This is a genomic window from Streptomyces sp. NPDC002884, from assembly GCF_040295245.1.
Taxonomy (GTDB): domain Bacteria; phylum Actinomycetota; class Actinomycetes; order Streptomycetales; family Streptomycetaceae; genus Streptomyces.
In genome coordinates this window covers 1-12,718 of sequence record NZ_JBEOVB010000041.1, presented here as the reverse complement: position 1 = coordinate 12,718, position 12,718 = coordinate 1, and the positions used below count along the sequence as shown (strand labels likewise).

Below are 12,718 nucleotides of genomic sequence, written 5' to 3'. Positions count from 1 at the left end.
TTCACTTCCTGCTCTCAGTGCCTGCCGTACTGGGCCTCTTCGGCCGCTATGCCGTCGTACGCCTCGTTCTGTGCGCGCTCGACGTGCCTCGCGGTGCCGGCGGTGTTGCCGACGACGGAGACGATGGCCTCGGTGACCTGCTGCCCGGAGCCGAGGGTCTGGCGGTAGTTGCGCTTGATCTGCGGGCCGACCTGACCGGCGTAGTCGTCGTCGACCCCCGCCCAGCCGGTGAGCGTGTTCCGGTAGTGCTCGAGGTCGTCGACCAGGGCATGGGCGTGGTCGGCGATGTCCGCCAGTACCTGGGCGCCCCTGCGGGTCAGATAGGGGTTGGCCTCGAACGAACTCGCCACGGTGGTTCTCCTTCGGTCCTCGGGACTTCACGGTCTGCCGGGGCTTCCCGGTCCGCCTCACGGCTGGGCCGGGTCCTCCACGATCTCGTCGCGCAGCCTGCCTGCCTGCCTGCGCCGGGCGGCCGCGCCGTCCTCGTCGTCGGCGGAGCCGAACAGCCGCTCCCAGTCGATCTCCGCGCCCGGCATCCCCGGGAGCCGGGGGACGTTCTCGGAGATCGGCCGGTAGGTGTCCACCACCTGGCGGGACATCCGGGTGCGGGCCCGGCCGATCGTCTCCAGCAGGACGGCGGAGAGCTGGGCCGGGGCCATCGACCGGTATTTGCCGTCGTGGAACCGCAGGGCCCGCAGGTCTCCCTGGGCGCCCACGGTGACCTCCACCGAGCGGTCCTTCGACATCACGGTGACGGACGCCTCGCGCAGTCGCTGCTCGGCGTCGGCGACCGCGGCCCTGGTGGACTCCAGGGCCTGCAGGGCCTTGGCGAGGCGTTCCTCGACGGATTCCATGGTCTGTCTCCTTGCGTTCCGCGCTCGGGTGGCGCTCAGTCGTCCCGGCCCAGGACCGCGGGGGCCGCGTCCTCGTCGGTGCCCCAGATCTCCTCGTCCTCGGAGAGCCAGGTGGTGCGGGTGCGTCCCTCGCTCTGGGTGGCCTGGCTGCCCTGTCCCGCGCCGGGGGGCATGAACGGCATCCCCGAGCTGGTGGTCGCCCGGGACGCGGCCTGTTCGGTGCTCGTGGCCGACCGGGCGGCGGCGGTGCGCGCGGTGCTGCCGGCCGCGTCGGTGTCGGCGTAGCCGGACCGGACGCGTTCGGCCGCGGTCATCTCGCCGCCCAGGCCGCCCATGCGGGAGGCGGCGGCGAGCGCTCCGGGGTTGAGACCGGACGACCCGGTGAGGCCGTCGCCGGACGAGACCTGGCCGCCGAGCGCGCCGGAGAGCGACGAGGTGTAGGGGACGTCGTCGTAGAGGAAGTCGCCGTCCTGTGTCCCGGTCGTGACGGATCCGGTGGTGGACGCGGTCCCGTTGAGCAGGTCGTCGAGCGCGCCGTTCAGACCGGTTCCGGTCGAGGTGCCGGAGCTGTTGAGGCCTGCGCCGGAACTCGTCGACGTGTCCGAGCCGTCCGGGGACAGCGAGGAGGTGTCGACCGCGCCGGTGCCGGGGGCGTCGACGGTGTAGGTGCCGTCCGGTTCGAGGGTGCTGATCAGGCCGTCGGGGTATTTCGTGGTGATGCTGCCGTCGGCGTTCAGGGTGGTGGTGCTGCCGTCGGGGTTGGTGACGGTCTGGCCCGGCTTCAGGTCGAGGTCGCTGACCTGGCCGTCGGCGCCCTGGACGGTGTAGGAGCCGTCGGGGTCGAGGGTGACCTCGCTGCCGTCCGGATAGGTGGTGGTCACCGAGCCGTCGGCGTTCTGCACGGAGGTGCTGCCGTCGGCGTTGACCAGGGTGGTCCGGCCGTCCGGGTCGGTGGTGAGAGTGCTGCCGTCCGGATACTCGGTGACCTCGGTGCCGTCGGGGCTGGTGGTCGTCGTACTGCCGTCGGGGTTGGTGACGGTGATACTGCCGTCCGAGTTGATCTTCGTGGTGCCGGAGCCGGACGAACCTATGCCGTTGAGCGCGTTGTTGAGCAATGAGGTGTAGGTGGGCGAGGTGCCGAGGCCGCTGTCGGTTCCCGTCCCGTCGCCCGACAGGCTGTCGCCGCCGAGGATGTCGTTGAGATCGCTGTTGAGGTCGGTGCCGATGCCGCCGCTGCCGGTACCGCCGCTGCCGGTGCCGCTCGAACTCCCGCCGGACAGGATGTCGTTGAGCGCGTCGTTCGTCGACGAACCCACATCGTTCAGCGCGTCGTTCGTGGACGAGGCGATGTCGTTGAGGGCGTTGTTGACGGAGGAGTTCTGGTTGTTCAGCATGTCCGCGATGTCGTCGACACCGAAGTCGGAGTCGCTGTTGCCGTTGCCGGTGCCGCCCGTCGTGGTGAGCGTGGCGGACGGCGCCTCCTCGAAGCCGTACGCGGGGTCCCAGTCGGTGTTCATCAGTTTCGACCAGGCGCCGCTGAGGGTCGTCGTCGCGGTGTCGGCCGCGGGGTCCAGATGGGCGGTGATGTTGTTGTTCCAGCGGGCCACCGCCTCCTGCCCGATCTTCGCCCAGTTGGCCGGGTCGGTGAGGCTGCCGTACGCCGGTACGTTCTCCTTGAACCCCTCCATGAGGTCGTACCAGTACTCGGTGCCGCCGTAGGAGGTGCCGTAGGTGTTGGAGTGGGTGACCACCTTGCCCGCGTTGTTCGCGTCGAGCCACTGCTTGATCTCGGCCAGGACTTCACGCATCACGTCCTCCGCGTTCCAGTGGCCGCCGGGGGTGTTGGCGGAGCCGTCCGGCGCCTTGCCCGTGGTGGTGCCGTTCTGGTCGCCGTGCCACTTGGTCCAGGCGTCCCTGAGCGTTTTGACGGCCGCGCTCAGGGCGTGCTCCGCCTCTATCAGACCGTTGCCCTGGAAGGTCTTGCTCGCGTAGCCGTCCACGACGCTCGCGCTCTGGGTGCTGAAGCCGTTCGGGGCCAGCTGCTCGTCGTAGTGCTTGTACTGCTTGCGCAGGGTGTCGAGGAGGTTGACGAAGACACCGGCCGCGTTGCCCTGCCAGGCCGCGTTGTCCCGTCCCATGGCGTCGACCCAGCCCTCGAGCCGGGTCTGGTGCTCCTCGAAGAAGAGTTTCGCCCGGTCGAGGGACTTGGCCCGGTGGGAGAAGGTGCCCAGGTCGACGGAGTCGGTCTCCGTCACGGCCAGTCCGTCGAAGGAGAACCCGTTGGTCCTCCAGGGAGAGGCCGCCAGCTGGTCCAGGGCCGACGCGACGCCGTTGGCGTACTTGTGGAAGTTGGTCCCGCTCACGCCGCTGCCGGTCTGCCACGCATAAGTGACCTTCGCGACATACAGGTTGAGGGACTTCGCGTTCTCCATCGGACCCGCGTCGCCGGTGCCCGCGAAGAACAGCACGTAGTTCCCGCCAGCCGCGGCCAGCCGCTGGGCGGCGGCCGTCGCGTCGGTCTTGCCGACGTTGGAGATGGTCACGGAGAACCAGGGGGTGTCGACGGCGTCTTCGCCGCTGCCGCCGTTCCGGTTCGACTTGCCCTGGAGGTCGCTGGTGACGGAGCCCCTCGCCGGAACCTTCCATCCGGTCAGCAGGTAGACCGCCTGCTCCCACTTGCCTTCGTCTGCCATGGTGCTGGGAACTCCTGGTGGGTGGGGGGGGGTCAGGCGAGGCCGGTGCCGCCGAGGTCCTGACCGACGTCGGCCATGGACGAGATGAACCGGTCGGTGGCCACGGCCTGCAACGAGGACCCGGAGGCGTCGAGCAGGGTCGTCACGGTGTCCCTGAGGTCCCGCTCCATGTCGTTGAACAGCTTCTTCTGCTTGACGAAGACCTGGTCGACGTTCTTCATCAGCGCGACCGTGTTGGTGCGCAGGGCGTCCCCGTGCACCGTGCCGGCGGTCCCCATGGGGCCGATGGCGAGTTGTTTGTCGGGGGTGGCGCTGAGCGCCGAGTGAATGGTGAACAGCGACTCGACGGGCGGCTGGTCGGCCGTGTCGTTGCGGATTCTCGTGAGGTCTCCGCCGAAGGTCGTCAGTTCGTGGTCGACGAACGAGGTCAGCTGGCTCGCGTCGAGGTGCGTGAGGTCTGCCATGTCTCTTCTCCCCTCCGGGTCTCTTGACGGGTCTGAAAGGTCCGACAGGTCTGGCGGGTCCGCCGGGTCTCCTGGCGGGCCCCCGCGCCGAGGGTGGTCGGGACGCCCCGCCGGACGGCGGCGCGGCACGGCACGGCGGTCGTGCGGCACGGCGGACGTGCGGCACGGCCGCCGGCGGTGCGCTCCGGACCGCCGTCAGGACAGCTCGCTCCACATCTGGGTGAGGCTGTTCTCGGTCTGCCGGTAGTTGTTCGACACCTCGCCGAGCAGGGTCGCGTGGGACATCAGCAGTTGCTCCATGGCGATGACCGCGTTGTTCCAGTCGCGCTGCGCGTCGGTGTAGGCCTGGGCGTCGCCGCCCTGCCAGGTGGCCTTCAGTTCGCCCAGCTCGGCTTCCAGGTTGTCCAGCGTGGTCTCGATGGCCCTGGTCTGCTGGATCAGGTCCTCCACGCCCTGCTCGACGTGGTTGTACTCGACATGGATGACACCGTCGGCACTCATGGCAACTCCTCGGGTCGTAAGGGTGGTTTGCCCGTCGGACGGTCGGACGGGTCGGTCGGTCGGCCGGCCTGGCGCTCAGCCCGTCAGCTGGCTGTAGGCGGAGTCGGACGTGCTCTGCGAGGTGCGCACCATGTCGGTGTTGGCCGACTGGGTGGCGTTGTGGTGCTGCATCGTGGTGTTCAGGTTGTTGATCAGGCCCTGCAGCTTGTTGAGGATGATCTGCGCCTGTGCGTCCCACTGCTGGAGCAGCTTCTGGAACTCCCGGCCGTCCTCGGAGGCGGAGCTGTAACTGGTCGCCAGGCCGCCCGCGGTGGTGTCCACGTCTGTCTTGCAGCGCTGGATGCCCGCGTGGGCGCTGGTGAGGGCGTTGATGCCGAGGAGCGTCGACGACTGTGACGACTGCTGGATCGGTGTGCTCACGGGTTACCTCGTTCCACTGGGTGCGATCGGGTGCGGTCGGGTGCGGTAGGTCCTGATGTCTCCCGGCTCGCGAGGCGGGCCGGGACGGGCCGGGGTCACTCCTGCCTGCCCGCGGCCGGACCGGCGGACGGGCCGGTGGGGGCGCCGTCGGCGGGTCCCTGCGGCGTCCCGGCGGCGCCGTCGCGTGCCGGGACGCCGGAGCAGCCCCCGGCCGGCGTGGTGCGTGCGGCGGTGGCGCCGGAGGCCGCGTCGGGATCCAGGTCGGGGCCGGTCGGGAGCATCTCCAGGAGCGTCGAGGGCAGGGCGGCCGGTTCCGTCCCGCCGTAGCCGAGATCCGCGACGGCCTGCCCCGAGGGCAGGCGGTACTTCACTCCCGTGTCGGTGACCAGGTACGTGGTGTCCCCCAGTTCCCCGCCCCCCGCCCCGAGGGCGCGCACCACGGCTCCGGCGCCCGGCCGCACCGCGACGGCGTCCACGGGGGAACAGGCGGCCCGCACCCCCTCGGGTGCCACGGCGGGCGCGGCGTCCAGGGTGGAGACCACGGCGACGCTCGTCTCCGGACCGCCGTCCGCGGGCTCCACGCGCACACAGAGGTCCTGCCGCCCGGCGGGCTCCACCAGCCGGGGCGGGCCCGAGGGCCACTGCGCGGAACCGGTGTCCGCGGTGCCGGAGCGGGTGAGATGGGCGTCGAGGGTGTCGGTGGCCAGCGCCACCGCGGCCGGCGGCTCACCGCCGTAACTGTCCTTCCGGGTACGGGGATCACCCAGCACGAGCGCGGCCCGGGTGGCGTCGACGGGGCGCAGGCCTTCCTCGGTCAGCAGGTAGTACCGGACCGGGCCGTCCGGGACCTGCACGGTGAACACCTGGCCCACGCGGGTGGCGTGCCCGTCGAGCGACGGGCCCGCCGTGCCCCGTCCGGGCACGTCGAGGGGCGCCAGCTCGGATCCCAGCGGAAGGCTGTTGAGGAACTCGGCCGAGACCGTGCGGGCGGTGGCGTCACCGTAGCCGAGGGCGCGCTGTGCGCCGTGCTCGGTGTCGAGCGGCAGCCGCCGTCCGTGCCAGACCAGGAACCGCTCACCGTCGGCGGAGGTGACCAGGAGGGCCTGCCCGGTGGTGAGCCCGTCGCCCTCGGGCGGCTCGGAGCCGATGACGAGGGTGGTGGTGGCCGACCTCTTGCCGTCGTCGGCCGGGTAGCTCCCGGAACACACCAGCCAGGGACCCGCGTTGACGTCCGAGGCGGCGGGCAGGTCGTCGGGGGCGCCGGAGATGCCCACGGCGGCTCCGCGCGGAGTGCCGTCCAGGGAGGCGCCGGAGACCATGCGGGTGGCGAGGTCCGAGCCGCCGATCAGCCGTGCCGAGGCGTAGTTGCGGATCGGGTGCAGGACACCGTCCTGGTAGATGTACCGGGTGCCGGTGTCCTTGCGGACGATGACGGCGTCGGCGCTCCTCCAGGAGTCGTCGCCGCCGGGTGACATCACGCCGAACAGGACACAGCCCGCCGCGCCCAGCGCGCCCAGCAGCAGTCCCCAGGCGGCGCCGCGGCTGGTGCGGCCCATCGGGCTCTCCGGCGCGTCCGGATCGGTGAGCAGCATGCCGGAGGTCAGGCGGCTCATCATGAAGACGTGCGCCTCGACCTGGTCGCGCTTGGACTGCACCGGATCCTCCCTTCCTTCTCGTCCGTGGCTCTGTTCTTGTGTGTTCTGTTCTTCTGTGTTCTGTTCTTCTGAGGCTCCGTCGTCGGCACGTCCCGCCGGCGGTTCGCCGGTTTCCCGGCCCGGTCGACCCGCTCCCGCCGGTCAGCCGAAGACGCCGCGCATCCGGCCGTAGACGCCGAGCACCCACAGGACCAGCGGCAGCAGGGCGATCGCCGATGCCGAGTGCAGCAGTTCGGCCGCTCTCCCCCAGTGCGGGACGAGGCGGCGGCCCGGCAGCGCCCAGCACAGCACGGCCAGTGCGGCGGCCAGACCGGACAGCAGCACGACCAGCAGCAGCCGGTCCGCGGTGCCGGAGCGCAGGCCGAGGGACACGACCAGGACGGCCGCGCCCCACAGGCCGGGCAGCAGCACCGAAACGCGCTGCACGGCGTTGCCGATGCCCCGGCTGTGCAGGGTGAGCAGCAGGGCGAGGACGAGGGTGGTGACGCGGGCCGGGGTGGTGGGCTCCCTGCCCAAGGTGGTGAGGGCGCCGGCGCAGATCACGCCCACCGCTCCGTACAGGGCGGTCATCCAGCCCTCGGCGCGGATCGTGCGGACGACGAGGCGCTCGCCGGGTTCGGGGTCGATGCCCTGCTGGAGTTCCTCGGCGTTGGTGGGCAGCGGGGGCATCCGCAGGCCCGCGAGCCAGAACGAGACGGCCGGGACGCTCGCGCCGAGCAGCGTGGCGACGACGGCGACGAGCGCGGCGGCGTGCGCGGCCGACAGTCCGGCGAGGACCATGAGCAGTCCGGCCAGCCAGACGGCGACCGCGACCACGGCCGAGGCGAGGAAGAAGCGGGCCGGGCCCGAGATCAGGATCAGGGCGAGTCCCGCACCCGCCGCCGAAGCAGCGGCGGCGGACAGCAGTCTGCTGCCGGCCGAGGCCGCGCCGTCCCCCGCGCCCAGTACGGGCAGCAGCCAGCCGGCGGCGCCCAGGCAGGGGCCGGCCATCAGGGCGAGCGCGGTGGCGGTGCCGTTGTCGGACATGGCACGGCTGGCCGCGGCGGCCCCGGCGAGCAGGAGCACGCCCAGCAGCGCCGACGTGGCCGCGCGCAGGGCGACGGGGGCGCCGGGCAGCACCAGGATCGCCAGGGCGACGGCCACGGAGCACACCAGCAGGGTGCGCAGCAGCCAGCGGGTCGCGTCCTGGGACCACTGGTGGGGTCGCTCGCGCAGGGTGGCGGCCATGCCGTCCACCAGGTCGTCGAAGTGCGCCTCGGGCAGCGTCTCGACGCGCGGCCGCAGGTAGAGGGTGTCGCCGTCGCGCAGTTCGAGGGACTGGGCGGTGGCCTCCAGATCCAACGGTGTGCCGCCGAGCCGCTGGAGCACCCAGCCGCCGTGTTCGAGTCCGGACTCCTCCAGGTCGTCGCCGGCGTAGCCGATGACGACGGGCAGCAGATCGGCGATCGGGACGTCCGAGGGCACGGCGAGATCGACGGACCGCTCGGACGTCCGTATGTTCACGCGGCAGAGACCGGCCAGCGCGTTGTCGCTCACGTTCCTGCCTTTCTTCTTCGGCCCTTTCTCAGCAACTCTGAGGCTTTTCGGGGCTCTTGGGATCTTGGGCTCTTGGGCTCTTGGGGCTTTGGGGCTCTTGGCGAATCTTCGAAGCGCTTCTCGGACCGTTGTTCTCGAAGTCCGACGGCCGGCCGTGCGGGCCCGGGCTTCGCGAAGGACGCGAAGGGGTCCGGAGGGGGCGATCGTAGGCAGGCGCGTGTGAGGGAAAACTGACCGGCGACGTCGGCGTGCGTCCCCCCGGAGCCGGCCACGGCCGCCGTACTCCCCCTGCGGGGACGAACACTTTTTACGCACTCGGGGCCGCCTAGGATCCCGGGTGGGGTTCGTGGTGACGCTCCCGGCCGCGCGAGTCGGCCGGCGGGGCGAGGACCGGGTGGCGGGGCCCGTGCCGCGATCGGCCCGGTGTCCGGTCCGCCCGAGCGGGCCCGGCGTCCGCCCCGCATCCGCCGTACTCCGTCCGCGGGCGGGAGCGCGTGGAGGGACCCGAACCCTGTGGACCCCCACCGAAGGAGCGTCATCCCGTTGTCCGTTGAACTCTTCCGCAGGCCGGCCCGCCGCCGCGGACCCGACATGCCCCAGGGCGAACTGGCGCTCCAGGAACCGCCGACCCTGCCGGAGACGCAGGCGGACTCGTCCGCCGTCTGGACCTTCCTGCCCATGGGCATGATGTCCGCGTCGATGCTGGTGATGTTCCTGCGGCCGGGCGAGAACTCCGTCCTCAGCTATATCGCCATGGGCATGATGATGCTGTCGATGGTGGCCATGCTGGTCGGCCAGATGATGCGCGGCCGGGGTGAACGCAAGCGCCGTACGAAGGGTGAACGGCGCGACTATCTGCGGTACTTGGCGCAGGTGCGCAAGAAGGTCCGGCGCGCGGTGACCGAGCAGCGGGAGGCCCTGGTCTGGCGCCATCCCGACCCCGCCGTGCTCTGGTCGATGGTGCGCACCACCCGGCTGTGGGAACGCCGCCCCGCCGACGACGACTTCGCCGAGGTGCGGATCGCCGTCGGTGACCAGCGTCTCGGCGTACGGCTCAGCCCGGTCTCCACGAAGCCCGTCGAGGACCTGGAACCGCTGAGCGCACACGCCCTGCGCCGGTTCATCCGCGCCTACTCGACCGTCCCCGACCAGCCCGTCGCGGTCTATCTGCGAGCCTGGTCGAAGGTGCTGACCCGGGGCGACGAACACCGCATCCGGTCGGCCGCCCGCGCCCTGGTGGCCCAGCTCGCCGCGTTCCACGCCCCGGAGGACCTGTGGGTGGCGCTGTGCGTGTCCGACGAGCGGCGGGCCGACTGGGAGTGGCTGAAGTGGCTGCCGCACTCCCAGCACCGGCACGACCGTGACGGCGCCGGACCGGCCCGCCTGGTCGCCCCGTCGGTCACCGAGCTGGAGAACCTGCTCGGCGCCGAGTTCGGGGAGCGGCCGGCCTTCGACCCGGACGCGGTGCCGGGGCGCGAGGAGCCGTTCACCGTGATCGTCGTGGACGGCGGCCGGATCCCGGCCGGGCACCGGCTGGACGGACAGGGCTTCCGCAACAGCGTCACCGTCGACCTCTCGGGCGCGCTGACCTGGCGGCCAGGCCGGACGACGCTGCGCCTGGACTTCGGCGACCCCGAACTGCGCCTGGTGCGGACCGACCGCAGCCGCCAGGAGCAGACCACCGCGCTCGGCCGCCCCGACCGGATGGGCCCGGCGGCGGCCCGGACGCTGGCCGCGCTGCTCGCCCCGTACCGGCTGAGCCTGGCCACCGACAGCACGGAACCGCTCGCCTCCGACATCCAGCTGACCTCACTGCTCGGCATCCCCGACCTGCACCGGCACGATCCGGCGGGCTACTGGGCCGCCCGCACCGGGGCCGCCGAGCGGCTGCGGGTGCCGATCGCGGTCGGCGCGGACGGGGCGCCCGTCGAACTGGACATCAAGGAGTCGGCGCAGGGCGGCATGGGCCCGCACGGCATGCTCATCGGCGCCACCGGCTCCGGCAAGAGCGAACTGCTGCGCACCCTCGTCCTCGGGCTGGCGCTGACCCACTCCTCGCAGACCCTGAACTTCGTGCTCGTCGACTTCAAGGGCGGTGCGACCTTCCTGGGCCTGGAGGAACTCCCGCACACCTCCGCGGTGATCACCAACCTGGCGGACGAGGTCGCGCTCGTCTCCCGTATGCAGGACGCCCTGCACGGCGAACTGATCCGCCGTCAGGAACTGCTGCGGGCCGCGGGCAACTACACCTCGGCCCTGGAGTACGAGCGGGCGCGTGCCACGGGCACCCCTCTCGAGCCGCTGCCGAGCCTGTTCGTCGTCGTGGACGAGTTCAGCGAACTGCTCGCGGCGCACGGCGAGTTCATGGAGCTGTTCGTCATGATCGGCCGCCTCGGGCGGTCCCTGGGGGTCCATCTGCTGCTGGCCTCCCAGCGCCTGGACGAGGGCAGGATGCACCAGCTGGAGAGCCATCTCTCCTACCGCATCGGCCTGCGCACCTTCTCCGCCATGGAGAGCCGGGGTGTGCTCGGGGTGCCCGACGCCTACCAGCTCCCCTCCCAGCCGGGCAGCGGCTATCTCAAGAGCGGGGTGGAGGCGCTGACCCGGTTCCGGGCCGCGTACGTCTCCGGGACCTACCGGCGCCGGCGCGGCGCGCTGGCCCGTGCGCAGGTGGCCGGGCAGGTCACCCCCTGGAGCGTCGGCTGGATCGCGCCACGACAGCTGCCCGAGTCGGTGGTGCGGGCGGAGGCGGAGGCCGCCGCCGCGGAGGAGGCGAACGCCCGGAGCCTGCTCGCCACGGCCGTGGACCGGCTGCGCGACTCGGGTCCCGCGGCCCGCCAGGTGTGGCTGCCGCCGCTCGGGCTGCCGCCGACCCTGGACCGGTTGCTGTCGCCGACGGCGCCGGACGCCGAACGCGGTCTGACCGTCCCGGCCGGCGGGTCCGGGGCGTCGGCGGTGCCGCGGGGCGGTCTGCGGGTCCCGATCGGCATCGTGGACCGGCCGTTCGAGCAGCGCCGGGACCCCCTCGTGGTCGATCTGTCCGGGGCGGGCGGCCATGTGGCGATCGCGGGCGGCCCCCAGAGCGGCAAGTCGACCCTGGTGCGCACGCTGATCACCGCCCTCGCCCTCACCCACACCCCCCGCGAAGTGCAGTTCTACTGCCTGGACTTCGGCGGCGGCAGTCTGACCGGGCTCACCGGACTGCCCCATGTCGGCGGGGTCGCGGCCCATGTCGACGGGGAGCGGATCGGCCGGACCGTCGCGGCGGTGGCCTCACTGCTGGCCGAACGCGAACGGTTCTTCCTGGAGCACGGCATCGACTCCATGGCGACGTACCGCAAGCGGCGGGCGGCCGGGGAGTTCCCCGACGAGCCGTACGGCGACGTGTTCCTGGTCGTGGACGGCTGGGGCACCCTGCGCCAGGACTTCCTCGACCATGTGGCCACCCTGTCGCAGTTCGCCCTGCGCGGCCTGAACTACGGTGTGCACCTCGTCGTCACCACCACCCGGTGGGTCGAACTCGCCGCTCAGGTCAGGGATCAGGTGGGCACCCGCCTGGAGCTGAAGATGGGCGACCCAATGGAGTCGGTGATCGACATCCGGCGGGCCCGCTCGGTGCCCCGGGTGCCGGGCCGCGGTCTGACCCCCGAGACCAAGCTGCACTTCCTCGCCGCGCTGCCGCGGCTGGACGGCGTGCAGGACCAGGAGGACCTGGCGGAGGGCGTCGCGCAGGTCGTCGGGTCCGTCGCCGAGCACTGGGCGGGGCCCCCGGCGCCTCCCGTGCGGATGCTGCCGGTACGGCTCTCCGCCACCGGACTGCCGCCCGCCGAGGGCGATCTGCGCGTCGCGCTCGGTGTGGAGGAGGACAAGCTGGCCCCGGCCTGGCACGACTTCTCCGAGCACCCCCATCTGGTGGTCGTCGGTGACGCCGAGACCGGCAAGACCAATCTGCTCCGGCTGGTCGCGCAGGGCATCACCGAGCGCTACACGCCCGCCGAGGCGCGGGTCCTCGTCGTCGACTACCGGCGGGAGCTCGTCGAGGCGGTGCCGCAGGAGTACCGGCTCGGCCACGCGGTCTCCGTGGACCAGCTGCGGGAACTGGCCGACGGCGCGGCCCGCGCGCTGCGCACCCGGATGCCGGGTCCGGACATCGCGCCGTCCCGGATGCGGCTGCGGGACTGGTGGCAGGGGCCGACCCTGTTCGTCCTGGTCGACGACTACGACCTGATCAACGCGCCCCTCGGGCGCAGCCCGTTCGAACCGCTGCTGGACTTCCTGGCGCTCGGCTACGAGGTCGGTTTCCATCTGGTGGTGACGCGGTCCGCCGCGGGCGCCGGACGCGGCCTGGGCGACCCGGTCCTGCGCCGGATGCTGGAGATCAACACCCCGGGCCTGCTGATGTCCTGCCCGCCGTCCGAGGGGTATCTGTTCGGCAGCGTCAAGCCCCGTGTCCTGGTGCCGGGCCGGGCGCTGCGCATCACCCGCCGCAAGACCTTCCAGGTGCAGACGGCCCTGCTGGACAAGGACTGACACCGTGGAGGGGCCCGGCCCCCCGGCCGGGGCCCACCCCCCGCCCCGGGTGCGCCCGCCCCGGG

General features: G+C 72.1%; 9 protein-coding genes. 1 reads left to right on the top strand and 8 read right to left on the bottom strand.

All coding sequences use genetic code 11. From position 1 onward, the window contains the following. Positions 1-14: 14 nt before the first annotated feature. The 8 genes from ABT070_RS40690 to eccD form a co-directional block, all read right to left on the bottom strand. Positions 15-350, bottom strand: coding sequence for a hypothetical protein (locus tag ABT070_RS40690; RefSeq protein WP_351767992.1), 336 nt, complete (start codon positions 348-350; stop codon positions 15-17). A 57-nt stretch (positions 351-407) separates the two neighbouring features. After that, complete coding sequence (locus ABT070_RS40685; protein WP_351767991.1) at positions 408-854, bottom strand: YbaB/EbfC family nucleoid-associated protein; 447 nt, start codon at positions 852-854, stop codon at positions 408-410. Positions 855-889: 35 nt separating this feature from the next. Further along, positions 890-3,547, bottom strand: coding sequence for an AAWKG family protein (locus tag ABT070_RS40680; RefSeq protein ID WP_351767990.1), 2,658 nt, complete (start codon positions 3,545-3,547; stop codon positions 890-892). 32 nt (positions 3,548-3,579) lie between these two features. Beyond that, positions 3,580-4,011: a type VII secretion system-associated protein gene (locus tag ABT070_RS40675; protein ID WP_351767989.1), complete on the bottom strand. Its 432-nt coding sequence runs from the start codon at positions 4,009-4,011 to the stop codon at positions 3,580-3,582. A 195-nt stretch (positions 4,012-4,206) separates the two neighbouring features. Then, on the bottom strand, positions 4,207-4,512 hold the full coding sequence (locus ABT070_RS40670) for a WXG100 family type VII secretion target (RefSeq protein WP_351767988.1): 306 nt from the start codon (positions 4,510-4,512) through the stop codon (positions 4,207-4,209). A 75-nt stretch (positions 4,513-4,587) separates the two neighbouring features. Continuing rightward, positions 4,588-4,932: a hypothetical protein gene (locus ABT070_RS40665; RefSeq protein ID WP_351767987.1), complete on the bottom strand. Its 345-nt coding sequence runs from the start codon at positions 4,930-4,932 to the stop codon at positions 4,588-4,590. A gap of 95 nt (positions 4,933-5,027) precedes the next feature. Further along, positions 5,028-6,587 (bottom strand): type VII secretion protein EccB, encoded by a 1,560-nt coding sequence (eccB, locus tag ABT070_RS40660; RefSeq protein ID WP_351767986.1) that lies wholly within the window; start codon positions 6,585-6,587, stop codon positions 5,028-5,030. A gap of 141 nt (positions 6,588-6,728) precedes the next feature. Further along, entirely contained in the window at positions 6,729-8,123 is a 1,395-nt protein-coding gene (gene eccD, locus ABT070_RS40655) for a type VII secretion integral membrane protein EccD (protein WP_351767985.1), read from the bottom strand. 543 nt (positions 8,124-8,666) lie between these two features. Here eccD and eccCa point away from each other — a divergent pair. Then, positions 8,667-12,653 (top strand): type VII secretion protein EccCa, encoded by a 3,987-nt coding sequence (gene eccCa / locus ABT070_RS40650; RefSeq protein WP_351767984.1) that lies wholly within the window; start codon positions 8,667-8,669, stop codon positions 12,651-12,653. Positions 12,654-12,718: the final 65 nt, after the last annotated feature.

Coding starts and splice junctions, on each gene's coding strand:
- ABT070_RS40675 (WP_351767989.1), bottom strand. CDS start 4,011: ATGGCAGACCTCACGCACCTCGACGCGAGCCAGCTGACCTCGTTCGTC.
- ABT070_RS40680 (WP_351767990.1), bottom strand. CDS start 3,547: ATGGCAGACGAAGGCAAGTGGGAGCAGGCGGTCTACCTGCTGACCGGA.
- ABT070_RS40685 (WP_351767991.1), bottom strand. CDS start 854: ATGGAATCCGTCGAGGAACGCCTCGCCAAGGCCCTGCAGGCCCTGGAG.
- ABT070_RS40670 (WP_351767988.1), bottom strand. CDS start 4,512: ATGAGTGCCGACGGTGTCATCCATGTCGAGTACAACCACGTCGAGCAG.